Source organism: Amycolatopsis suaedae, assembly GCF_004214935.1.
GTDB classification, from domain to species: Bacteria; Actinomycetota; Actinomycetes; order Mycobacteriales; family Pseudonocardiaceae; genus Amycolatopsis; species Amycolatopsis suaedae.
Genome location: NZ_SFCC01000020.1, coordinates 1 through 22,537, shown reverse-complemented (window position 1 = coordinate 22,537; position 22,537 = coordinate 1). Strand labels below are relative to the sequence as shown.

At 72.8% G+C, this 22,537-nt stretch carries 19 protein-coding genes; 13 read left to right on the top strand and 6 right to left on the bottom strand.

Annotation, left to right across the window (positions count from 1 at the left end):
• Window positions 1-82 precede the first annotated feature (82 nt).
• The gene (locus EWH70_RS31285; protein ID WP_130479179.1) at window positions 83-1,192 is read left to right on the top strand and encodes a DUF4192 domain-containing protein; all 1,110 of its coding nucleotides are present in this window, start codon (window positions 83-85) and stop codon (window positions 1,190-1,192) included.
• Here EWH70_RS31285 and galE read toward each other — a convergent pair.
• The 4 genes from galE to EWH70_RS31265 form a co-directional block, all read right to left on the bottom strand.
• A complete protein-coding gene (gene galE / locus EWH70_RS31280; protein WP_420809111.1) occupies window positions 1,167-2,129 on the bottom strand; it encodes a UDP-glucose 4-epimerase GalE in 963 nt (320 codons plus the stop codon). The genes EWH70_RS31285 and galE overlap by 26 nt on opposite strands.
• Window positions 2,130-2,164: 35 nt before the next feature.
• Window positions 2,165-3,367, bottom strand: coding sequence for a Cmx/CmrA family chloramphenicol efflux MFS transporter (locus tag EWH70_RS31275; RefSeq protein WP_130479177.1), 1,203 nt, complete (start codon window positions 3,365-3,367; stop codon window positions 2,165-2,167).
• A gap of 266 nt (window positions 3,368-3,633) precedes the next feature.
• On the bottom strand, window positions 3,634-4,842 hold the full coding sequence (gene galK / locus EWH70_RS31270) for a galactokinase (protein ID WP_130479176.1): 1,209 nt from the start codon (window positions 4,840-4,842) through the stop codon (window positions 3,634-3,636).
• A 7-nt stretch (window positions 4,843-4,849) separates the two neighbouring features.
• A complete protein-coding gene (locus EWH70_RS31265; protein ID WP_130479175.1) occupies window positions 4,850-5,545 on the bottom strand; it encodes an iron-dependent transcriptional repressor DtxR in 696 nt (231 codons plus the stop codon).
• Window positions 5,546-5,619: 74 nt separating this feature from the next.
• Between EWH70_RS31265 and EWH70_RS31260 the strand changes: the two genes are divergently transcribed.
• Together EWH70_RS31260 and EWH70_RS31255 are read left to right on the top strand one after the other, a co-directional pair.
• On the top strand, window positions 5,620-6,792 hold the full coding sequence (locus EWH70_RS31260; RefSeq protein WP_130479174.1) for an acetoin utilization protein AcuC: 1,173 nt from the start codon (window positions 5,620-5,622) through the stop codon (window positions 6,790-6,792).
• 3 nt (window positions 6,793-6,795) lie between these two features.
• Entirely contained in the window at window positions 6,796-9,471 is a 2,676-nt protein-coding gene (locus EWH70_RS31255; RefSeq protein ID WP_130479173.1) for a bifunctional acetate--CoA ligase family protein/GNAT family N-acetyltransferase, read from the top strand.
• 44 nt (window positions 9,472-9,515) lie between these two features.
• On the opposite strand, the gene EWH70_RS31250 is transcribed toward EWH70_RS31255, so the two are convergent.
• Window positions 9,516-10,034 (bottom strand): hypothetical protein, encoded by a 519-nt coding sequence (locus EWH70_RS31250; protein WP_130479172.1) that lies wholly within the window; start codon window positions 10,032-10,034, stop codon window positions 9,516-9,518.
• 132 nt (window positions 10,035-10,166) lie between these two features.
• On the opposite strand from EWH70_RS31250, the gene EWH70_RS31245 reads away from it, so the two are divergent.
• The 6 genes from EWH70_RS31245 to EWH70_RS31220 are packed head-to-tail and all read left to right on the top strand — an operon-like array spanning window position 10,167 to window position 16,750.
• Entirely contained in the window at window positions 10,167-11,243 is a 1,077-nt protein-coding gene (locus EWH70_RS31245) for a heme/hemin ABC transporter substrate-binding protein (RefSeq protein ID WP_130479171.1), read from the top strand.
• The gene (locus EWH70_RS31240) at window positions 11,240-12,328 is read left to right on the top strand and encodes a FecCD family ABC transporter permease (RefSeq protein WP_130479170.1); all 1,089 of its coding nucleotides are present in this window, start codon (window positions 11,240-11,242) and stop codon (window positions 12,326-12,328) included. The genes EWH70_RS31245 and EWH70_RS31240 overlap by 4 nt, the downstream gene beginning before the upstream one ends.
• Window positions 12,325-13,116 (top strand): heme ABC transporter ATP-binding protein, encoded by a 792-nt coding sequence (locus EWH70_RS31235; RefSeq protein ID WP_130479169.1) that lies wholly within the window; start codon window positions 12,325-12,327, stop codon window positions 13,114-13,116. The genes EWH70_RS31240 and EWH70_RS31235 overlap by 4 nt, the downstream gene beginning before the upstream one ends.
• Complete coding sequence (locus EWH70_RS31230) at window positions 13,113-13,919, top strand: hypothetical protein (RefSeq protein ID WP_130479168.1); 807 nt, start codon at window positions 13,113-13,115, stop codon at window positions 13,917-13,919. Before EWH70_RS31235 ends, EWH70_RS31230 begins: the two co-directional genes overlap by 4 nt.
• Window positions 13,912-15,963, top strand: coding sequence for an HtaA domain-containing protein (locus EWH70_RS31225; protein WP_130479167.1), 2,052 nt, complete (start codon window positions 13,912-13,914; stop codon window positions 15,961-15,963). Before EWH70_RS31230 ends, EWH70_RS31225 begins: the two co-directional genes overlap by 8 nt.
• Window positions 15,964-16,000: 37 nt before the next feature.
• Window positions 16,001-16,750: a hypothetical protein gene (locus EWH70_RS31220; RefSeq protein ID WP_205669339.1), complete on the top strand. Its 750-nt coding sequence runs from the start codon at window positions 16,001-16,003 to the stop codon at window positions 16,748-16,750.
• On the opposite strand, the gene EWH70_RS31215 is transcribed toward EWH70_RS31220, so the two are convergent.
• Window positions 16,747-17,508: a DeoR/GlpR family DNA-binding transcription regulator gene (locus EWH70_RS31215; protein ID WP_130479166.1), complete on the bottom strand. Its 762-nt coding sequence runs from the start codon at window positions 17,506-17,508 to the stop codon at window positions 16,747-16,749. The two genes, EWH70_RS31220 and EWH70_RS31215, sit on opposite strands and share 4 nt — an antisense overlap.
• Before the next feature lie 180 nt (window positions 17,509-17,688).
• Between EWH70_RS31215 and pfkB the strand changes: the two genes are divergently transcribed.
• Genes pfkB through ptsP form a run of 4 tightly spaced genes read left to right on the top strand, consistent with a single transcriptional unit; the run spans window position 17,689 to window position 21,794 of the window.
• Complete coding sequence (gene pfkB / locus EWH70_RS31210) at window positions 17,689-18,621, top strand: 1-phosphofructokinase (protein WP_130479165.1); 933 nt, start codon at window positions 17,689-17,691, stop codon at window positions 18,619-18,621.
• Between the two features lie 35 nt (window positions 18,622-18,656).
• Window positions 18,657-19,103: a PTS mannitol transporter subunit IIA gene (locus tag EWH70_RS31205; RefSeq protein ID WP_130479164.1), complete on the top strand. Its 447-nt coding sequence runs from the start codon at window positions 18,657-18,659 to the stop codon at window positions 19,101-19,103.
• The gene (locus EWH70_RS31200; protein WP_130479163.1) at window positions 19,100-20,149 is read left to right on the top strand and encodes a zinc-dependent dehydrogenase; all 1,050 of its coding nucleotides are present in this window, start codon (window positions 19,100-19,102) and stop codon (window positions 20,147-20,149) included. Before EWH70_RS31205 ends, EWH70_RS31200 begins: the two co-directional genes overlap by 4 nt.
• Before the next feature lie 10 nt (window positions 20,150-20,159).
• Window positions 20,160-21,794: a phosphoenolpyruvate--protein phosphotransferase gene (gene ptsP, locus EWH70_RS31195; protein ID WP_420809110.1), complete on the top strand. Its 1,635-nt coding sequence runs from the start codon at window positions 20,160-20,162 to the stop codon at window positions 21,792-21,794.
• Window positions 21,795-22,537 lie beyond the last annotated feature (743 nt).

Here is a 22,537-nt window from a genome sequence, read left to right as displayed (position 1 = left end):
ATTCGCGGCCGTCCCTGTGGACAGCTTTTCCACATTTCCGCAACCGGGTTTCCATTTCGCCCCAGCCCGGCATTGTGGAGACATGACCACTTCATCCCGCTCCAGAACACCGCGGACCCGGATCAAACTCGGCAGCGATCCGGGAGACCTGCTCGCCGCGCTGCCGTACCTGCTCGGCTTCCGGCCCGCCCGGTCGCTGGTCCTGATCGGCCACCGAGGCCGAAGACCCAGTGTCGTCGGCCGGGTCGCCAGACTCGACCTGCCCCCGCCCCGGTACGACGAGGAGGCGGCCGCGATGGTGGTGACACCGGGTCGCATGGGCGACGACTTCGGCGTGACCCTCGTCGTGGTCGGCAAGCACGACGAGGAGCCGCAGGCGCCCAGAGCGCTGGGTGGCAGGCTGCCGCACAGCGGCCTCGTCGACGCTGTCGGCGCGCGGCTGGCCGGTTGCGGAATCGGCCTGCTGCACGCGATGTGGGTTCCGGAGATCGGCACCGGCGAGCAGTGGCACTGCTACCAGGACACCGGCTGCGGCGGCGTCCTGCCGGAGATCGAGAGTTCGGTCGCGGCCGCCACCGTGTCGGCCACCGGACAGGTCACCTACGGCAGCAGGGACGAGATGGCGGCCGTACTGGCCCCCGACCCGCCCGACGCGCTGGCTCGCCGGTCGGCGTTGCTCGCCAAGGCCAGCGTGGCGGCCCGCGGTGACCCGGCCTGGTCGGATAAGGCCACCGCCGCCGGGCTGGCGGTCGTCCGCGCCGCGCTGACCGAGTCCGAACGCGGCACGCTCGACCTGACCGACGACAGGATCGTCCGGCTGGCGACGGCCCTGGGCAACAGCCGGGTCCGCGACGCCTGCCTGGCGCTGGCGGTGAACGCCGCCGACGAGCCGTGCCGGGCAGCCGAGCGGCTCTGGCTGGCACTGACCCGTGCCACGCCCGCACCGGAACGCGCGGACCCGGCCAGCCTGCTCGCCTACGCGCACTACCAGCGCGGCAGTGGAGCGTTCGCGGTCATGGCACTGGAGGCGGCGCTGGACGCCGACCCCGGCCACGTGCTGTCCACCCTGCTCCTGGCGTGCCTGAACAAGGCGTTGCCACCCCGGCAGGTGGCCGGCGTCGGGCGCAGCGCCAAGGACGACCTGGGCTGGCCCGAGCCGGCCGGGCCTACCGAACCTGGCGGGACTGGGTGAACGTCCAGGCGTCGGCGACGATCCCGGTGAGGTCGGTGCGCTCGGGCTTCCAGCCGAGGTCCTCCCTGGCCCGGTCGCTGGCGGCCACCAGCACGGCCGGGTCACCGGCCCGCCGCGGCGCCACGGCGGCGGGGATCGGGTGGCCGGTCACCTCGCGGCAGGCCTCGATGACTTGCCGCACGGAGAAGCCGGTGCCGTTGCCCAGGTTGTAGATGCGGTGCTCACCGGCCGTGGCGGCCGCCAGCGCGAGCAGGTGCGCGTCGGCGAGGTCGGTGACGTGGATGTAGTCCCGGACGGCGGTGCCGTCCTCGGTGGGGTAGTCCTCGCCGTAGATCTGCACCTGGGGCCGGTCGCCGGTGGCGACCTGCAGGACCAGCGGAATGAGGTGGGTTTCGGTGAGGTGCCGTTCGCCGTAGGCGCCGTAGGCGCCCGCCACGTTGAAGTACCGCAGGCTCACCGCCGCCAGGCCGTGGGCGCGGGCGTAACTGGTGATCGCGTGGTCGACCGCCAGTTTGGTCGCGCCGTAGGTGTTGGTCGGCCGGGTCGGCATGGTCTCGGCGATCGGCGAGGTCTCCGGCTCGCCGTAGGTCGCCGCCGTGGACGAGAACACCAGCCGCGGGGTGCCGTGCCTGCGCATGGCGTCCAGCAGACGAAGGGAGGTCCCCACGTTGCCGTGCCAGTACTTCGCCGGGTCCTGCATGGACTCGCCGACCAGTGACTTCGCGGCGAAGTGGAGCACGCCGTCGAAGCCCTCGGCCAGCAGGGTCTCGGCGGTCTCGGCCGCGTCGCCCTCGATGAAACGCGCACCGCCGGGAACGGCGTCGGCGTGACCGGTGGACAGGTCGTCCACCACCACGACCTCGTGGCCTGCCTCCACCAGCCGGGCCGCGCAGACGCTGCCGACGTAGCCGGCTCCGCCCGTGACGACCAACTTCATTGGCTTGTTTCCGCTCGACATCGGTGACGGGCTCCTTAGTGCGGTGGGGTATCGGCGGGTGTGGGCACACAGTGTCCACCCTGTTGACGTCCGGGCCCGCGCCGGGTTGCCGCGACGGTGACCGCGGCAACCGTGAGTGCGAGTGCCATCAGCGCGGCACTCACCCACAACGGTGAACGGAACCCGGCTCCCGCGCCGATGGCGAGGCCGCCGAACCACGGGCCGATGGTGCTGCCCACGTTGAACGCGGCCGTGGCGAGGCCGCCGGCGAGAGTGGGGGCCTCGGTCGCCACGGTGAACACCCTGGCGATCAGCGCCGAGCCGGTACCGAAAGCGAGCACTCCCTGGACGAGGACGAGCACGACGGCGGTCACCGGCTCGGCCGCGGCGAGGGCGAACACCGACCAGCCGATGAGCAACGCGACCATGCCGGTCGCCAGCACGGCGTGCTGGCGGCGGTCGGCCAGCCGGCCGGAGATGGTGACACCGAGAAAGGAGCCGATTCCGAACAGAGCCAGCAGCGCGGGCACCCAGCCGGTGGCGAGGCCGGTGACGCCGGTCAGCAGCGGTGCCAGGTAGGTGAAGGCGCAGAAGGTCGCGCCCTGCACCAGCGCGGCCAGCGACAGGGTGATCAGCAGGCGTCGGTTGCGCAGCGCGCGGAGTTCACCGCGGGCGCTCGCACCCGGGTCCGGCCGGTCGTCCGGAATGGACCGGGCGACCGCGACGAGCGCGGGCAGCGACACCAGCGCGACGGCCCAGAACGCGGACCGCCAGCCCCAGTACTGGCCGAGCACCGCGCCGGCGGGCACGCCCGCCACGCAGGCGACGGTGACGCCGCTGACGACGATCGAGGTGGCCCGGCCGCGGGCGGCAGGGGCGACCATGGCTGTCGCGGTCGCCAGCGCCGTGGCCCAGAAGCCCGCGCTGGACAGCGCGGCGACGATCCGGGTCGCCAGCAGCACGGCGTAGCTGGTGGTGAGCGCGCCGATGACATGAACGGCGATGAAGACGATCAGGAAGGAGGTGAGGCAGCGGCGGCGGGACCAGCGCAGGCCGGCGACGGCCATGACCGGCGCGCCGACCACCATGCCGATGGCGAACGCCGAGGTCAGCCACCCCGCGGCGGGGATGGTGACGTCCAGGTCGGCCGCGATGTCGGGCAGCAGACCGGACAGCATGAACTCGGACGTGCCCTGGGTGAAGACGGCCAGGCCGAGCAGGTAGACAGCAAGAGGCATCGGTGAACTCCGCGGGTGTCGTGGAATCGACAGGAGAAACCGCGGCGGGACAGTGAAAGGAGCATGCCGCACCGCCGCGGGGAGACCCGGGCCGGTGATCCGATGGCGGCTGCCGGCGGCACGCTGCACAGCGTGCGGCGCCGGAAGTGAGAACGCGTCAGCGACGCGGGGTCAGCCACCGGAGGACCGGTGGCTGGATTCTGGATGCCTCTGGGCTCGACACGGGGTGGACGTTAACAGCGCCCGGCCCGCCGCGTCGAACCGGTTTACGAGTCCCGGCCCGCGCCCGCCGACGGCACCCCGAGGAACGTGCGGGGAGCACGCAGCCCGACGCGGTCGAACGCGGCGAACACCGCCTTCGACACCTGGTCGACGTCCGCGGAGCGCACCAGTGCGATCGCCGAACCGCCGAACCCGCCACCGGTCATGCGGGCGCCGAGCGCACCGCCCTCCTTGGCCGAGTCGACCGCCAGGTCGAGTTCGGGGGAGGAGATCCGGTAGTCGTCGCGCATGCTCACGTGCGAGGCGTCGAGTGCGGAGCCGATGTCGGCCATGCGGCCTGCCCGCAGCAGCTCGACGACATCGAGCACGCGCTGGTTCTCGGTGACCACGTGCCGTACCAGCGGGCCGAGTTCGGCGGGCAGCGCGTCGAGCGCGGCCGGCAGCCCGGCCAGGTCGACGTCACGCAGGGCGGGCACGCCCAGCAGCCCGGCCGCGCGCTCGGTGCCCCTGCGGCGCTCGCCGTAGCCGCCGTCGGCGTGCGAGTGCTTGGTGCGGGTGTCGATGACCAGCACCTCCAGCCCGGCCGACGAGGCGTCGAACGGGATCTGCTCGGCCTCGCCGCTGCGGACGTCCAGGAACAGCACGTGCGACTCGGTGCAGCGCAGCGAGGCCGTCTGGTCGAGCAGACCGGTGGGGGCCCCGACGAAGTCGTTCTCCGCACGCTGCACCCAGCGGGCGATGTCCGGCAGCTCCGGGGCGCCCGGCGTCCGGCCGGGCTCGACACCGGCCAGGCCGAGCAGCGCGAGCGCCACGGCACACTCCAGCGCGTGTGACGACGACAGACCGGCACCGGTCGGCACGTCACCGGCGAGCACCACGTCGGCACCGCGGTCGTAGCCCTGGTCCCGCAGCACCCAGGCGATCCCGGCAGGGTAGGCGCCCCAGCCCTCGACTCCGCCGGGGCGCAGGTCCGGGATGGCGACCGGGGCCGCCCGCTGGACCCGCCCGTCCGAACCGAGGGTGGCGACGGTGAACAGCTGGTCGTCACGCGGCGCCGCGGCGGCGGCGATCCGGTGCGGCAGGGCGAACGGCAGCACGAAGCCGTCGTTGTAGTCGGTGTGCTCCCCGATCAGGTTGACCCTGCCGGGGGCCGACCAGACGCCGGCGGGTGCACTGCCGTGCACCGCGGTGAACGTGGCGGCGGCCTCGGCCGCCGGCGTCGATCCGTTCGAGCTCGCGAAACCTTCGGTCACCGACGGCTCACTGGGCCTGGGCGAGTACGGCGTGCAGCACGGTCGGCGCGATCTTGACCGTGTTGCTCTCCCCGGACACCTCGACGGCCGCGGTCGCACCGCTGGCCTTGCCGATCGACACCGTCCGCCCCGGCAGCATCCCGACCGCCTTCAGCTCCGTCATCAGCGACTCGTCCTCCTGGACGTACTCGGCGATACGGCGGATCTCGACCTTGCCGCCACCGGCGCGAGCGAACTCGTCCAGCCGCACCAGGTCGGCCTCGGCCGCGGGAGCGGGCTCGCCGACCCCCAGCTTGTCCAGCCCCGGGATCGGGTTGCCGTACGGCGACGTGGTCGGGTTGTTCAGCAGCGTCACCAGCTTGCGCTCGACGGCCTCGCTCATCACGTGCTCCCAGCGGCACGCCTCCGGGTGAACGTGCTCCCACTCCAGGCCGATCACATCGACGAGCAGGCGTTCGGCGAGCCGGTGCTTACGCATGACCGCGATGGCCAGCTCGCGGCCGTGCTCGGTGAGCTTGAGGTGCCGGTCGTCGGCCACCACCACCAAGCCGTCGCGTTCCATGCGCGCCACCGTCTGGCTCACGGTCGGGCCGCTCTGCTGCAGGCGCTCGGCGATCCGGGCGCGCAGCGGGACGACACCTTCCTCTTCGAGCTCGAAGATGGTGCGCAGGTACATCTCGGTGGTGTCGATGAGCTCGTTCACATCTGTCCCCTTCGTCCGCCCTACTCATCGTAGTCGCTCTCACCGACACACTCCGAAAGCACTAGCCTCGACGCATGCACCCATCCGCCGTCGTCTGGGATCGCGCGCTGCTGGGCTACGACCTGGGCGGCGACCATCCGTTCAACCCCGTCCGGCTGGAGCTGACCATCCGCCTGGCCACCGAGCTGGGTGTGCTCGACGGTGTCGAGCTGCTCGTCCCCGAACCGGCCGGCGAGGCCGAGCTGTACCGCGCGCACTCGGCCGAGTACCTGGAGGCGGTGAAGCAGGCGCCGCTGGCCGGCTGGGACGTCGGCCACGGCCTGGGCACCCCGGACAATCCGGTCTTCTCCCAGATGCACGAGTCCTCCGCGCTGGTCGTCGGCTCCACCATGCTGGCGGCGCGCAAGCTCGCCACCGGCGAGGCCACCAGGGCGGTCAACATCGCGGGCGGGCTGCACCACGCGATGCGTGACCGGGCGTCCGGTTTCTGTGTCTACAACGACTGTTCGGTGGCCATCTCCTGGTTGCTGGAGAACGGGTTCGACCGGGTGGCCTATGTGGACACCGACGTGCACCACGGCGACGGCGTGCAGGCCGCGTTCTACGACGACCCCCGCGTGCTCACCGTGTCGCTGCACCAGCACCCGTTCACGCTCTTCCCCGGCACCGGCTACTCGTCGGAGACCGGCAGCGGCAAGGCCGAAGGCACGTCGGTGAACATCCCGCTGCCGCCGCGGACCCGCGACGGCGGCTGGCTGCGGGCGTTCCACGCCGTGGTGCCCTCGCTGCTGGCCGAGTTCGAACCGCAGATCCTGGTCAGCCAGTGCGGTGTGGACTCCCACGACGTGGACCCGCTCGCCGACCTGGCGCTCACGGTGGACGGCCACCGCACCATCTACCGGACGCTGCGCGACCTCGCCGAGCGCCACACCGGCGGCCGGTGGCTGGCCGTCGGCGGTGGCGGCTACCAGCTGGTGCGGGTCGTGCCCCGGTCGTGGACGCACCTGATCGCCACCGTCCTCGACCGCGACATCGCCCCGGACACCCCGCTGCCGCCGGGCTGGCTGGACACCGTCCGCAGGGCAGCGCCGCACACCGAGACGCCGGTGACCATGTCCGACGGCGCGGACACCGGGTACGCGCCGTGGGGCGACGGGCAGGACCAGACGGTCGACGTCGCCATCCGGGACACCCGGCGGGCGGTCTTCCCGCTGCACGGACTCGACCCGGACGATCCGAGGGACTGACACATGGCCAGGGATCCCTTCGACTATCCCCGCGAGTGGGAAGCCGACGTGCTGCTGTCCGACGGGGGCACCGTGCACCTGCGCCCCGTCGTCCCCGACGACGCCGACGGGCTCGTCGCACTGCACTCCCGGCTCTCCGACCGCACCCGTTACCTGCGGTACTTCGGCGCCTACCCGCGGATCCCGCAGCGCGACCTGGAGCGGTTCTCCGTCGTCGACCACCACGACCGGGTGGCGTTCGCCGCGTTCCTCGGCGACGACATCGTGGCCGTCGGCCGCTACGAGCGCATCGACGGCGGCGACTCGGCCGAGGTGGCCTTCGTGGTCGACGACGCCCACCAGGGCCGCGGACTCGGTTCGATCCTGCTCGAACACCTCGCCGCCGCGGCGTCGGAGTCCGGCCTGCGCCGGTTCGTCGCCGAGGTACTGGCGGAGAACGCCCAGATGGTCCGGGTGTTCCGGGACGCGGGCTACGAGGTCAGCAGGGCGTTCGAGGAGGGCGTGGTCCACCTCGAGTTCGCCATCGACCCCACCGAGGAGTCGCTGGCGGTGGCCCGCTCGCGGGAGCAGGCCGCAGAAGCACGCAGCGTGCACAACCTGCTGCATCCCGGCTCGGTCGCGGTGATCGGCGCCTCCACCGATCCCACCAAGGTCGGCTACGCGGTGCTCACCAACCTGCTGTCGGCCGACTTCGCGGGCACCGTGTACCCGGTCAACCCGGAGCACCGCTCGGTGCGCGGCGTGCGGGCCTACCCCTCGGTGGTCGACATCCCCGACCCGGTCGACCTCGCGGTCGTCGCCGTGCCCGCCGACCAGGTCGAGTCCGTGCTGGACGGTGCGCTGGCCAAGGGCGTGAAGACGCTGCTGATCGTGTCCGGCGGCTTCGCCGAGTCCGGCCCGCACGGCCTGCACGCCGAGCTGCGCCTGGTCGGCGAGGCGAGGGCACACGGCATGCGGGTGGTGGGCCCCAACGCGCTCGGCGTCCTCAACACCGCGCCCGATGTGCGGCTCAACGCCACCCTCGCACCCCGGCTGCCTGCCCGCGGGCGCACCGGGTTCTTCTGCCAGTCCGGCGCGCTCGGCTCGGCCATCCTCGCCGACGCCGAGGCACGCGGGCTGGGGCTGTCGACGTTCGTCTCGGCCGGTAACCGCGCCGACGTGTCCGGCAACGACCTGCTGCAGTACTGGGAGACCGACCCGGCCACCGATCTCGTGCTGCTGTACCTGGAGTCGTTCGGCAACCCGCGCAAGTTCGCCCGCCTGGCGCGGCGGCTGGCCCGCACGAAGCCGATCGTGGCGGTCAAGTCGGGACGGCACGCGGTCCGGCCGGGCCTTGCGGCGACGTCCACCGACGTCGACGAGTCCAGCGTGCAGGCCCTGTTCGAGCAGGCAGGCGTGGTGCGGGTGGACACGCTGGCGCAGCTGTTCGACACCGCGCTGGTGTTCGCCCACCAGCCGCTGCCGTCGGGGCCGAGGGTCGGCATCGTCGGCAATTCCAGCGCCATCGGCCTGCTGGCCGCCGACACGGCGCGGGCGCAGGGGCTGCGGCTGGCGTTCGACCCGGTCGACGTCGGGCCGCAGGCCACACCCGAGGAGTTCGCCGAAGCCGTCCGGGAGGCGCTGGTCTCGCCGGACACCGACGCACTGGTCGCGGTGTTCGCGCCGCCACTGGCGATCCCCGGCACCAGCTACGCCCGCGCGCTGCGGGAGGTGGTGTCCGCGCAGCCGCACGGGAAGCCGATCGTGTCGACGTTCCTGGCCGCCGAGGGCGTACCCGACGAGCTGGCCGTGTTGTCCGAGGACGGCGCGCCGACGCGGGGCTCGGTGCCGTCCTACCCGAGCCCGGAGCGCGCGGTGAACGCGCTGGCCAGGGTGGTGCGTTACGCCGCGTGGCGGCAGCGCCCGCAGGGCTCGCTGACCCGGCCCGCCGGCCTGCACGCCGAGCAGGCGCAGGTGGTGGTGCGGGAACTGCTGGAGGCCGAGGACGGCAAGACCACCATGCTGTCCGACGCCGACGTGGTGCGGGTGCTCGGCTGCTACGGCATCGACGTGGTCGCGTTCCGGGTGGTCTCCTCGCCGGACGAGGCGGTCGCCGCGGCGGCCGAACTCGGTTACCCGGTGACCCTCAAGGCCGTCGACGAGCGCCTGCGCGGGCGTCCCGACCTGGCCGGGGTACGGCTGGACCTGACGTCGGAGGAGGGCGTGCGCACCAGTTACGCGGCACTCGCCGAGATCTCCGGTGACGAGGAGGTCTACGTCCAGGCGATGGCGCCGAAGGGACTGTCCTGTGTGATCGGCCTGCAGGACGACCCCTCGTTCGGCACGCTGGTGTCGTTCGGGTTGTCCGGCCTGGTGAGCAACCTGCTGGGGGACCGGGCCTACCGGGCGGTGCCGCTGACCGACGTCGACGCGGCGACGCTGATCCGCGAGCCACGTACGGCGCCGCTGCTCACCGGCTACCGCGGTGACGAGCCCGCGGATCTGGCCGCACTGCAGGACATGGTGCTGCGGGTGGCCGCGCTGGCCGAGGACAACCCCGAGGTGCGGTCGCTGGTGCTGGACCCGATCCTGGCCTCGCCGGAGGGCGCGTTCGTCGCCAACGCCCGCATGGTGCTGGGACCGCCGCCGTCGCGCCCGGACACTGGTCCGCGCCGCCTGCGCCCGATCTCGGTGTCCTAGGTGTCCTAAGTAGACCGGGGCAGGCGGCGCGGCGTCTTCGAGGGTCAGCCGAACGTCGCCGGGATGAACACGTCGGCGTCGCGGTTGTTCGCTGCCCAGTGGTCACGGCGCGACACGATGGCGCAGGTGACCACGCCGCAGTCGAGACCGCCGGTGACCTGCTTGACGTGGATCCGCGCGGTGAAGCTGCCGTCCGCCGCGATCGGGTAGGACGGGTTGCCGCCGATCGGCGTGTTGGTCACCCACGCCGATGGGCCGACCCCGCCGGAGCCCTGGCCGTCGCCGCCGGCGCAGGGGCCGGGCTTCTCGCCGTAGGAGAAGTCCTCGGGCACCTGGCACAGCACCACGTAGTAGCCCTGCTGCGGGTTGTACCCGGTGCCGGTCACGGTGATCGTCTCGCCGGCCGCGGCGAGGCCGGTGGCGTTGGACGCGCTGAGCGTGTGGCCGTTGCGGTTGGCGCTGCCGGGTGCGGCGAGCGCCGTTCCGCCGAGGGCGAGCAGTGAGGCGGCGGTGGCGGTGAGTGCGAGCGTGGTCGTGGCCAGCCGTCTCGGCAGGGTCGGCATCGGGGCGGTCCCCTTTCTCCAGTTGTCGAGTTGTCCACTGTCGCTGTGATCAGCAACAAGCGAAGTGAGCCTAACCTTACTTAGGCTAGGCACGCTATGGTTAGGCTCACCTAAACGAAAAGTGGGGGCGGGATGCGCGGAAGACGGTGGGCCGTGGTGCTGGCGGCCGCCATGACCCTGACCGGGTGCGCGATGCCGGGCGACCCCGGTGCCGCGCCGCAGGCACTGCGGCCGCCGCTGAGTGCGCTCACCCCGCTGGCCGACCCGCGGACCCAGCACGGCCCGGCCACCGCCGTGGTGGACCAGCCCGACATCACGCCGGTCGACAAACCGGTTCCTCGCCTTCCGGTGACCGTGACCGACCATCAGGGCACGAGCGTCACGGTCACCGACGCGAACCGGATCCTGGCCTTCGACATGTCCGGCACGCTCGGCGCGACCGTGTTCGCCCTCGGGCTCGGCGACCGGATGGTCGGCAGGGACGTCGCCACGGGCTTCCCCTCCGCCCGCGAGCTTCCGCTGGTCACGGTCAACGGCCATCAGCTCAACGCAGAGGCGACGTTGCGCCTGCGGCCCAGCGTCGTCATCACCGACACCACCCTGGGGCCGTGGGATGTCGTGCTCCAGCTGCGTTCAGCCGGGGTGCCGGTGGTCGTCGTGGACTCCCGGCGCGGCATGGACAACAACGGCGCCATCGTGCGCCAGGTCGCCGCCGCGCTGGGCGTGCCGGAGACCGGGGAGCGGCTGGCAACCCGGCTGGACGGCGAGATCGCCGCCAAGCGCGCGGAGATCGCGCGCCTGGTGCCGGCCGACCCGGCCAAGCGGCCCCGCGTGGTGTTCCTCTACCTGCGTGGCCAGGCAGGCGTGTACTACCTGTTCGGCAAGGGATCCGGGGTCGACTCGCTGCTCGGCGCGCTGGGCGCCGTCGACGTGGCGGCGGAGATCGGCGCCACGGGCATGCGCCCGCTCAACGCGGAGGCGCTGGCGCGGGCCAGACCCGACGTCATCCTCACCATGACCAAGGGACTGGCCTCGGTCGGCGGTGTGGAGGGCGCACTCGGCATCCCCGGCGTGGGGCAGACGCCCGCCGCGCAGCACCGCCGGTTCGTCGACATGGCCGATCACCAGATCCTCGGCTTCGGCCCGCTCACGCCCGCCGTGCTGGACGCACTGGCCAGGGCGCTCTACGCACCGGGGCCCGCGGCATGACCGCCACCGTCCGGGAGCCCGTCAGACCCGTCGTACCGGAGGCGGCGCCGCGCAGGCTGCGCACCGGGTTGCTGTTCGGGCTGCTGGTGGCCGGCATCGTGGCGGTGAGCCTGGTGTCGGCCGCGTCCGGCCAGTTCGGCATCCCGGTGGGCGAGGTCGCGGGCTCGGTCCTGCACTGGCTGGGGCTGGACTGGGCGACGCCGCCGGCGGACCGGTTCGCCGAGGCCACGCTGTGGCAGGTCCGCTTTCCCCGCGTGCTGATGGCGTTGCTGGTCGGCGGCGTGCTCGGGGTGGGAGGTGCCCTGATGCAGGGGCTGTTCGGCAACCCGCTGGCCGAGCCCGCCGTCGTCGGCGTCTCGTCCGGGGCGGCCGTCGGGGCCTGCCTGTCCATCGTGTCCGGCTGGACGTTCCTCGGCGCGTTCACCACGCCCGGGCTGGCGTTCGCCACCGGGCTGGTCACCGCGGTGGTGGTCTACCTGCTGTCGCGCTCGCGCGGCCGGACCGAGGTGGTCACGCTGCTGCTGACCGGTATCGCGGTCAACGCCGTCGCCGGCGCCGTGATCGCGTTGCTGATGTTCCTCGGCGACCAGGCCGCCAGGGAGCAGATCGTGTTCTGGCAACTGGGTTCGCTCGCCTCGGCCCGCTGGCAGGCGGTGTGGACGATCACGCCGGTGGCCGCCGTGGCCGTCGTCGTGGCGGTGGCGCTGTCGCGGCGGCTGGACCTGCTGGCGCTGGGGGACCGGCAGGCGCGGCATCTCGGCGTCGACGTCGAGCGGCTGCGGCAGGTCACGATCGTCGTGGTGGCGCTGGCGGTGTCCGCCGCCGTGTCGTACTCGGGGATCATCGCGTTTGTCGGGCTGGTCGTGCCGCACCTGCTGCGGATGGTGCTCGGCCCCGGCCACCGCGTACTGGTCCCGGCCAGCCTGCTCGGCGGCGCGCTGCTGCTCGCCGCGGCCGACCTGCTCGCCAGGACCGCGGTGGAACACGCGGACCTGCCGATCGGCATCCTCACCGGACTGATCGGCGGTCCGTTCTTCTTCTGGCTGCTGCTGCGGACCCGGCGCCAGTCCGGAGGCTGGGCATGACGCCGCTGGTGGAAGCACGCGACGTCGGCGTGGTGGCCGGCCGCAGGACGCTGCTGGACGGAGTGTCGCTGGCCGTGCGCCCCGGCGAGGTGCTGGCACTGGTCGGGCCGAACGGTGCGGGCAAGTCGACCCTGCTCGCGGTGCTCGCCGGTGACCGCGCCCCGGGCACCGGCACGGTCACCGCGGGCGGGCGGCCGCTGCGCGAGTGGTCCGCTCGCGCGCTGGCCCGGCACCGGGCTGTGCTGCCCCAGCACAACCCGGTCAGCTTCCCGTTCGAGGTCGGCGAGATCGTGCGGATGGGACGCGCGCCGTGGGCGGGCACCGCCGCCGAGTCCGACGACGACCGCCTGGTCGCCGCGGCGCTGGCCGACACCGAGCTGACGACGTTCGCGCGGCGCCGGTACCCGACGTTGTCCGGCGGCGAGCAGGCCAGGGCGGCGCTGGCCCGCGTGCTCGCCCAGGACACCCCGCTGCTGCTGCTCGACGAGCCCACCGCCGCACTCGACCTGCGGCGCCAGGAGGAGGTCCTGCGGCTGGCCACGGCGCGGGCGGCCACCGGTGCCGGGGTGCTGCTGGTGGTGCACGATCTCGCCGTCGCCGCCGGGTACGCCGACCGGATCGCCGTGCTCGACGGCGGCCGGATCGCCGCCGTCGGGCCGCCCGAGCGGGTGTGTACGGCCGAGCTGCTCAGCGAGGTCTACCGGCACCCGGTCGAGGTCATCGAACACCCGAGAACAGGACGGCCGCTCGTCCTCCCGTTGCGGGCAGAAATCAGGAGCACACCATGAGAAAGTTAGCGACGGCCGTCGCCGTGATGGCGCTGGCGGCGCCGCTGCCGGCCTCGGCGGCCGGCGCGAGTGTCGCCGTGTCACCGGCCACCGCCGACCCCGAGTACGCCACCGTGCTGACCCTGCGCGGCAGCGGGTTCCAGTCGATTTCCAAGGCCTACGGCGGGGTGTACGTGTTCTTCGGCTGGGTCGCCGACGGCGCGTGGCGGCCCAGCCAGGGCGGCTCCGCCGGGGCGACCTACCGCTACGTGCAGGACAGCGAAGCCAAGGACAACAACGGTTTCCAGCGGTTCGTCGCCTTCCCTGGCAGCGACACCGAGTCCGCCGCCAACGGCGGGGTGGTGGCCGCGGACGGAACGTGGAGCACCCAGCTTGTGGTGCCCGGCGCCCGGTTCCGCACCGCCGACCGGGACGGCAACGTCGTCGACGTCGACTGCACGAAGGTGCGCTGCGGCGTGATCACCATCGGCGCGCACGGCGTCGTCAACACCACCAACGAGACGTTCACGCCGGTGTCGTTCGCGGTGCCGAGGCAGGCCGCGCCCGCCGCGCCGCCGACGTCGGCGACACCGAGCAGCAGCACGGCCGCCCCGACGACGTCGGCGACACCGCTACCGCCGCCACCACCCCCGCCGCCACCCGCGCAGCCGCCGGTCGCGCCGGTGGCGGCACCGGAACCCGAGAGCACGCCGGGCTGGGTGCCGGTGGCCGCCGCGTCGGGCGGCGGTGTGCTGCTCGCGGCCGGTGCCGGGACGCTGCTGTGGCTGCGCAGGCGCAGAAATCTGGGAGGGACCGATGAGTAGACGTGTTCTGGCGGTGCTGGCCGCCGTCCTGGTGGCGGCACCGGTGGTGCCCGCGACGGCGTCCGCGCAGCAGTGGACGCCGGCGGTCACCGTCACCCCGTCGGCCGAGCTGGACCCCGACGGCGGCACGACCGTCACCATCCGCGGCACCGGGTTCGACCCGGCCGGCAACGACGGCAAGGGCTACGGCCTGCGCATCGGCCCGGACCTGCCGACGTTGCGTGATCCCGGCACGACGACGGGACACCAGCTCACCAGGCTCATCAAGGCCGACCCGGTCGGGCTCCAGGTGAAGCTGAACGCGGACGGCACCTGGCAGACCACCGCGAAGATCAAGGCCCGCTACGACGGCACCGACGGCGTGCGGCACGACGCCGGTGCGAAGCCGTTCGCCGTGTACACGTTCGGCTGGCGTAGCACGGCGACCACCTGGGACACCGTGAACCCGCTGGCGTTCAAGGGAATCGTCGTCCAGCCGCCGCCCAGCACGTCGGATCCCGGGCTGCGGTGGGGGTTCCGCAAGGCGTGGCGCGACTACGTGACGCGGTTCGGCGGCTCGACCACGTTGAGCGGCGGTGTCGTCGAGGACCCGGATCCGCGGTGGGTCAAGCCGAAGCCGTTCCAGTGGCCGGTGGCGTCGGCGTCCTTCGACGGCACGAAAGGCCGCGTCACGTTCACCGGGACGGCACGGTTCGCGGTGCCGTCGCACTACATCTGGGACTACGGCGTCGCCGACCCCGAGGTGACGTTCGCCGGTGACGGCACCGGCACGCTGCGGGCCACGGTGAACTACGCGTTCTACGGCACCGCGGAGAAACCGGAGAAGGTGCAGCCGCCGACCCGGGTGACGCTGGCCGACCTGAAGTTCGCCGGGGCGCCGGTGCAGGACGGGAAGAACGTGCGGGCCACGATCGCGTCGGCCGTGCTCACCAAGGAGGGCGCGGACTCGTTCGCCGGGTTCTACGAGCCCGGTACCGAACTGGACGCGGGTGCGGTCCTGTTCGAGGGCACGGCCGACCCGGGGCAGCCGGGCGGCGAGCCGGCGCTGGTGCTGCCGCCCGCGCCGGTGACGCCGGGCGGGAAGCTGGCCGTCGCCGGTGCCGGGTTCGTGCCGGGCGAACAGGTCACCCTGGACAGCGAGGCGGGCCAGAGCCGGGCCACGGCCGGGGCGGCGGGCGCGTTCCTCGCCGAGGTCCCGATCCCGGCCGGGCTGCGGGCCGGTGAGCACACGCTGGTCGCCGTCGGTGCCGTGTCGGCGAAACCGGTGCGCGCGACGTTCACGGTCGCCGCCGGGCAGCCCGGTGCGCCGGACTGTGCACTCCAGCCGGGCGGCGCGGTCAAGGGCGAGTTGCTGTGGGGGCTGAAGAAGAGCTTCCGGCAATACGTCGGTGGCAAGCCGGGAAACAGCATCACCGCCGGTGGTGGCGCCGAGGTGGCGGGTGAGGCGTACCGCTTCCCGTTCGGCTCAGCCGACTACCGCGCGCCGGGGGAGCTCACCGCGAACTTCGGCGGTTCGGTGACGTTCGCCTACCCGGCGCACTTCTTCACGCTGGTGCTGGCCAATCCCCGGGTGAAGGTCACCGGTACGGCGGGCGCCCTGTTCGCCGACATGGAACTGCGGGTCACCGACCCGAAGGCGCCCGCGAAGCCGGTCAAGCAGACCGGGGTGGCGCTGGCCACGCTGGACCTGGGCGCGGCCACGCGGGCGGACAAGCCCGGCGTCGTGGCGTTCACCGGGATCGCGGCGAGCCTGACCAGCCCCGAGGCGTTCGGCGGGTTCTACACCGCGGGTACGCCGCTGGACCCGGTGTCGGTGGCGCTGGGGGCGGAGTGCTCGACGCTGCCCGGCCTGGGCGGCGCGGCCGGTTCCGGGCCGGGCGGTACCGGCGGCGCGGGGCAGAACCTGGTCCCGCCGGTGAAGTTCCGCCCGTCCGGCGGGCTGGCCGCCACCGGGCTGCCCTGGTTCCTCGTCCCGGCGGGGCTGACGCTGCTGCTGGCCGGTACCGCGCTGGTGCTGGCGACCCGCAGGAGGCCCGTGACCTGACACCGCGGGCCGGGTGGGTCTGGCAGGATCACGGCAAGTGGTGGTACTGCTGCTGAAGCTGTTCCTGGCCCCGGTGCTGGTCGTCGGGTCGACGCTGGCGGGCAGGCGGTGGGGGCCGGGGGTCGCGGGCATCCTCGTCGCGCTACCCGTCGTGGCCGGGCCGGTTCTGTTCATCACCTTCCTGCAGCACGGCGCGGAGTTCACGGCGGAGGCGTCCGCCGCCTCGCTGCTCGGGGTCGTCTCGCTCGCCGTGTTCGCCGTGGTCTTCGCGCGTGCCGCACGACGGTTCGCCTGGCCGGTGACGCTGGCCGTCAGCTGGCTCGTGGTCCTCGCCGTGGACGCCGGGCTGTCGTGGCTCGACGTCCCCGCGCTCGCCGGCCTGGGGCTGGCCGTGGCCGCCACCGTGGCGGCGATGGCGGCGATGCCGGAGCGGGAACCCGCCGGGACGGCACGACCGTGGTCGCGGTGGGACCTGCCCGGCCGCGCCGTCGCCACCGCGGCGTTGGTCGTCGCGGTCACGTCCGCGTCCAGCGCGCTGGGTCCGGACTGGACCGGTCTGCTGGCGCCCTTTCCGGTCGCGTTGAGCGTCGTCGCGGGCTTCGTCCACGCGGGCGGCGAACCCGCCATGGTCGCGCGCACCCTCGCCGGGGCGCTGACCGGCCTGTTCGGGTTCAGTGCGTTCTGTCTCGGCGTCAGCGTCCTCGTCCAGCCGCTCGGCGGCTACGCGTTCGCCGTCAGTACCGTGGCCGCGGTCGCCACCGCGGTCCTCGCCTCGCGTCTTCGCTAGACCTTCACCACGCGGGGCCCCAGGGCGGCGATCTCACCGGCCACGGCGTCGTCGATGCCGGTGTCGGTGATGAACGTGTCGATGTCGCCGGGGTCGGCGAAACGGGCGAAATGGTCGTTGCCGACCTTGGTGTGATCGGCCAGCAGCACGCACCGCCGGGCGCAGTTGATGGCCGCGCGCTTGACCATGGCCTCGGCCGGGTCGGGCGTGGTCAGGCCGCGCTCGGGGGAGAACCCGTTGGTCGCCATGAACGCCACCTCGACGAAGACGTCCTTGAGCGCCTGCAGCGCCCACGCGTCGACCGAGGCCAGCGTGCGGCTGCGCAGCCTGCCGCCGACCAGCATGACCGTCAGGTTGGGCCGGGTCGCCATCGCCAGCGCGATGTTCACCGAGTGTGTGACGACGGTCAGCTCGCGGTCACTGGGCAGCGCCTCGGCGAGCTTGGCCGTGGTGGTCCCGGCGTCGAGCAGGATCGTGCCCTCCGAGGGAAGTTCGGCCAGCGCCGCCTTGGCGATCCGGTCCTTCTCGGTGGTCATCACGTTCTCCCGCGTGGAGACCGCGGGCTCGAACCCCAGCCGTTCCACCGGAATGGCCCCGCCGTGCACGCGCCGCAGGACGCCGTGCCGCTCCAGCACGGTGAGGTCCCTGCGGATGGTCTCCGTGGTGACGGCGAAGTCGTCGGCCAGCGCGGCGACGTCCACGCGGCCCTTGGCGCGCGCCCGCTCCAGGATGACCTGCTGGCGCTCCTCGGCGTACATTTGGCACCTCATCCCGTCTACACCCGGTTTCCCACAGAAAACCACATACCTTGGCGCGTGGCCAGCCGTTACCGTGTGCGTTGTTCTCTGTTGGTTCTTTGTTCTAGGGCTTGCAAAACAACTCGAACACATGCAAAATCACTTAAAACCAAGTCCAAGGCCACGAAGGGCGGTGCGACGGTGATCGTCACGGTGACGGCCAACCCCAGTGTCGACCGGACCGTTGAGGTCCCGACGCTGGTCCGCGGCGGCCTGCACCGCGCCTCCCAGGTGCGGGTACAGCCGGGTGGCAAGGGCATCAACGTCGCCAGGGCGCTCGTGCGCAACGGGCACAAGGCCCGCGCCGTCGTCCCCGCCGGCGGGCACGAGGGCGCGCAGCTCATCGGCCTGCTCACCGACTACAGCATCGACGTGGTGCACGTCCCGGTGGCCGACCCGGTACGCAGCAACATCAGCGTCGTCGAACCGGACGCCACCGTCACCAAGCTCAACGAGGCCGGCGCGCGGCTCAGCCCGGCCGAGGTCCGCGCCCTGCGCGACGCCGTGCTGGACAGCGTCGCGGGTGCGTCCTGGGTGGTGGCGGCGGGCAGCCTCCCGCCGGGCGTCGCCGCCGACTTCTACGCCGGGCTGGTGCGCATGCTCGGCGTCGAGGTCGCGGTCGACACCAGCGGACCCGCGCTGCGGGCAGCCGTCGCCGCCGGGCCCGCGCTGGTCAAGCCCAACCACGAGGAGCTGGAGGAAGCCGTCGACCGTCCACTGCGGACACTCGGCGAGGTGGTCGCCGCGGCACGCGAGCTGCGGGCCGCCGGTGCCGGAGCGGTGCTGGCCAGCCTCGGCCGCGACGGCGCGCTGCTCGTCGACGGCGACGGCGCCTGGCACGCCGAGGCGGAGGCCGAGGCCGCCAGCTCGGTGGGCGCGGGCGACGCGATGCTCGCCGGTTTCCTCGCCGCGGGCGGGCACGGCCCGGACGCGCTGCGCGCGGCCGTGGCCTGGGGTGCCGCGGCGGTGTCGCTGCCGGGCAGCACCATGCCGACTCCCGAGGACGTGGCCGCCCACCCGGCGCGGCTGCACGCCTCGGTGAACGCCGACCGCGGGATCACCCGGGGATCGTGACCGGGGTCCGACCCCAACCGAAAGGAGCGCAGGCGATGACCGACCTGCTGCCCGACGGCGCCATCAAGCTGGCGCAGCGGGCCGAGAACAAGACCGACGCGATCCGCCAGGTCGGCGCGACCCTGGTGGAGGTCGGCGCGGTCGAGCCGGAGTACGTCGAGGCGATGCTGGAGCGGGAGGAGATGGTCTCCACCTTCGTCGGTGAGGGAGTCTCCATCCCGCACGGCACCGACGCCTCCCGCGCGCACGTCAAGCGCACCGCGCTGGCCGTGCTGCAGTTCCCCGACGGGGTGGACTGGAACGGCAACGACGTGCGGCTGTGTGTCGGCATCGCCGCCAAGGGCAGCGAGCAGGTCGGCATCCTGTCGTCGCTGGCCCAGGTCCTGCTCGACGCCGACGCGGCCGCACGGCTGCGCGGGGCGGACAGCCCGGAGACGATCGTTGGCATTCTGCAGTCGATGGACGAGGAGACAGTGCAGTGAAGGTGGCCCGCTTCTACGCCCCCGGAGACATCCGGATCGAGGAGGCCCCCGAGCCTGCTCCCGCCGCTGACCAGGTCAAGATCCGGGTGCACAACACGTCCACCTGTGGCACGGACCTGAAGATCTACCGCCACGGGCACCACCACATCGACCCGCCGAGGGTGATCGGGCACGAGATCGCCGGTGAGGTCGTCGAGGTCGGCTCGGACGTGTCCGGCTGGGCACCCGGCGACCGCGTCCAGGTGATCGCGGCCATCCCGTGTGGACAGTGCCCCGACTGCGAGCGTGGCTGGCGGACGATCTGCCCCAACCAGCTCTCGATGGGTTACCACTTCGACGGTGGCTTCGCCGAGTACATGATCGTGCCGGACGAGGTGCTGCGCGTCGACGGCCTCAACCGCATCCCGGACGGCCTGTCCTACGCCGAGGCCTCGGTCGCCGAGCCGCTGGCGTGCGTGCTCAACGGCCAGGAGTTCGCCCAGGTCGGCAAGGGTGACGTCGTGGTGGTCACCGGTGCGGGCCCGATCGGCTGCCTGCACGTCCGGCTGGCCCGCGCCCGCGGTGCCGAGGCCGTCTACCTGGTCGAGCTCAACCGCGGCAGGCTGGACATGGCGGCCAACCTGGTCAAGCCGGACGCCGCGATCTGCGGTTCGGAGACCGACCCCATCGAGGAGGTCCTGAAGCTGACCGGCGGCCGGGGCGCCGACGTGATCATCACGGCGGCAGCCGCGGGCAAGGCGCAGGAGGACGCGCTGAAGATGGCGGCCCGGCGCGGCCGGATCAGCTTCTTCGGCGGCCTGCCCAAGGACAACCCGATCATCGCCTGCGACTCGAACCTCGTGCACTACCGCGAGCTGACGATCTACGGCGCCAACGGGTCCAGCCCCGACCACAACAAGCAGGCGCTGGAGCTGATCGCGTCCGGCGCGGTGCCGGTGGACGATCTGATCACCCACCGCCTGCCGCTGGACGGTGTGCTCGAGGCGATCGACACCGTCGCCAGCGGGCAGGCCATCAAGGTGACCATCGAACCGGCACACGCCTAGAAGGAGTCTCGTGGTGAGCGGCGAACTGCGCGGAAGCCCGGCCAGCCCGGGGGCCGCCGGAGCGGTCATGGCCCGGATGCGCCCGGCGCCGGTGCTGCCGGAGTCCTGGCCCGCGCCGGCCGACCCGGACGGCGAGAAGTCGGCGGCGAAGGCCGCGCTGGAGGAGGTGGCCGCCGACCTGGAACGGCGGGGTGAGTCGGTCACCGGCGAGGCGGCCGAGATCCTGTCCACCCAGGTGATGATGGTGCGCGATCCCACGCTGGCACAGGGGATCGACGACGCCGTCGACGGCGGCAGGCCAGCGGCGTGGGCCGTCGAGCAGGCCTTCTCCGGGCACCTGGCGGCGCTGCGCGCCGCCGGCGGATACCTCGCCGAGCGGGCCACCGACCTCGCCGACCTGCGTGACCGTGCCATCGCCGGACTGCTCGGTGAACAGCCACCGGGCATCCCGGATCCCGGTGAGCCGTTCGTGCTGATCGCCGTCGACCTCGCCCCCGCCGACACCGTGACGCTCGACCCGGCGAAGGTCCGCGCGATCGTCACCGAGAAGGGCGGCCAGACCAGCCACACCGCGATCCTGGCCCGCTCGCTCGGCATCCCCGCGGTCGTCGGCTGCGCCGGCGCGCTGGAGGTCGCCGACGGCACGGTCGTGATCGTCGACGGCGACGCCGGGACGGTCGTGCTCGACCCCGGCCAGGACCTGCTGGACGCGGTCGAGGGCAAGGCACGGGAACGCCGGGAACGGCTGGCCCGCTACAGCGGCCCGGGCTCGACGTCGGACGGGCATCCGGTCGCGTTGCTGCTCAACGTCGGCGGCGGCCCGGCCGAGGCGGGCGACAGCGAGGGCGTCGGCCTGTTCCGCACCGAGTTCCTGTTCCTGGACCGGGAGCAGGCGCCCTCGGTGGCCGAGCAGCGCACGGCCTACGGCGAGGTGTTCGCCGCCTTCCCCGGCAGGCCGGTGGTGATCCGGACGCTCGACGCCGGGGCGGACAAGCCGGTGCCGTTCGCCAACGCCGACGACGAGCCGAACCCGGCACTGGGCGTACGCGGTCAGCGCATCGCCCGCAGGCACCCCGAGCTGCTCGCCGCGCAGCTGGAGGCCATCGCGCTGGCGGCGGGCGACCACGACGCCGAGGTGAAGGTGATGGCGCCGATGATCGCCACGCCAGCCGAGGCGGCGGACTTCGCCGCGCGGGTGCGGGCCCACGGCCTGGCCGCGGGCGTGATGATCGAGGTGCCCGCGGCGGCCATCCGGGCGGAGGCGATCCTGGCGGAGGTCGACTTCGTCAGCATCGGAACCAACGACCTGGCCCAGTACACGTTCGCGGCCGACCGCATGCTCGGCGAGCTGGGCGACCTGCTCGACTCGTGGCAGCCCGCGCTGCTCGACCTGGTCGCGTCCGTCGCCGAAGCGGGCAGGCGGGCGGGCAAGCCGGTCGGTATCTGCGGCGAGGCCGCGGCCGACCCCGGCCTGGCGCCGGTGTTCGCCGGCCTGGGCGTGACCAGCCTGTCGATGTCGGCACCGGCCGTGCCGGAGGTGCGGGCCGCGCTGCGGGAGCGGACCTTCGACGAGTGCACCGCCGTGGCGAAGGCGGTCCGCGCGGCCGCCGACGCCACCGAGGCGCGCCGCGCAGCCACCTCCTGACCCCTGCCGTGAAGGGGGCCCTCACGGCATCAGACGCCAGGGGCCCCGGCAACTTGCACTGTCCGGCGCGCCGGTTCCGGATCGCGAGACGTGGGCCTGAGGTCAAGCTCGTGAAGGCCACCTTCATTACGTGTGACGTCAGGGTCCCGGCAATGTCGGGTGGTCCGGAGCGCGTCATTCGGGTTCCGGAAGGCGAGACTCACGTTCCTGAACACGAGACTCGCGGCGAATGGCCCGGTGGTGTGCAGGTGGGTTCACGGGCTGGGACGCCGGGTCCGGATGGTGAGTGTCGTGTTCGGGAACGCGAATGACGTGTTCGGGAACGCGAAACTCGCGTTCCGGCCCGGCAGGGCCGCGCGAGTGGCCGGTTCGGCCACCCGAGGTCGTCCCGCGATCTGGAACCGGCGTGCCGGATAGTGGGACCAGACGGGCGGGAACGTGCAACTCGCGGGTCCGGAACGGTCGACTCGCGGGTCGGGAACGGAGGACTCGCGCGAACGGCCCGTTCACGCGGGCGACCGGCACCGGGTGAGAACGGCGTCCACATCGTGAGTTCTGCGCTCACGCACGCGAGTTCTGCATTCCGGCAGTTGCTCCTATGTCAAGCGCTTGGTGCGTGGTGGGTGGGTTCCTATGTCAAGCGCTTGGTGCGTGGTGGGTGGGTTTGGTGGGTTGGAGTGTGTTGTAGATGGTGCGGGCGAGGTGTCGTTTGAGGGCGCGGAGGGCTTCTGTTCGGGTGTTTC

What these genes read in the sequence shown, in the direction of transcription:
- EWH70_RS31260 (WP_130479174.1), top strand. Translation starts at nt 5,620, where the DNA reads ATGCACCCATCCGCCGTCGTCTGGGATCGCGCGCTGCTGGGCTACGAC.
- EWH70_RS31240 (WP_130479170.1), top strand. Translation starts at nt 11,240, where the DNA reads ATGACCGCCACCGTCCGGGAGCCCGTCAGACCCGTCGTACCGGAGGCG.
- EWH70_RS31205 (WP_130479164.1), top strand. Translation starts at nt 18,657, where the DNA reads ATGACCGACCTGCTGCCCGACGGCGCCATCAAGCTGGCGCAGCGGGCC.
- EWH70_RS31225 (WP_130479167.1), top strand. Translation starts at nt 13,912, where the DNA reads ATGAGTAGACGTGTTCTGGCGGTGCTGGCCGCCGTCCTGGTGGCGGCA.
- EWH70_RS31215 (WP_130479166.1), bottom strand. Translation starts at nt 17,508, where the DNA reads ATGTACGCCGAGGAGCGCCAGCAGGTCATCCTGGAGCGGGCGCGCGCC.
- EWH70_RS31245 (WP_130479171.1), top strand. Translation starts at nt 10,167, where the DNA reads ATGCGCGGAAGACGGTGGGCCGTGGTGCTGGCGGCCGCCATGACCCTG.
- EWH70_RS31255 (WP_130479173.1), top strand. Translation starts at nt 6,796, where the DNA reads ATGGCCAGGGATCCCTTCGACTATCCCCGCGAGTGGGAAGCCGACGTG.
- EWH70_RS31285 (WP_130479179.1), top strand. Translation starts at nt 83, where the DNA reads ATGACCACTTCATCCCGCTCCAGAACACCGCGGACCCGGATCAAACTC.
- EWH70_RS31230 (WP_130479168.1), top strand. Translation starts at nt 13,113, where the DNA reads ATGAGAAAGTTAGCGACGGCCGTCGCCGTGATGGCGCTGGCGGCGCCG.
- EWH70_RS31275 (WP_130479177.1), bottom strand. Translation starts at nt 3,367, where the DNA reads ATGCCTCTTGCTGTCTACCTGCTCGGCCTGGCCGTCTTCACCCAGGGC.
- galE (WP_420809111.1), bottom strand. Translation starts at nt 2,129, where the DNA reads ATGAAGTTGGTCGTCACGGGCGGAGCCGGCTACGTCGGCAGCGTCTGC.
- EWH70_RS31235 (WP_130479169.1), top strand. Translation starts at nt 12,325, where the DNA reads ATGACGCCGCTGGTGGAAGCACGCGACGTCGGCGTGGTGGCCGGCCGC.
- EWH70_RS31250 (WP_130479172.1), bottom strand. Translation starts at nt 10,034, where the DNA reads ATGCCGACCCTGCCGAGACGGCTGGCCACGACCACGCTCGCACTCACC.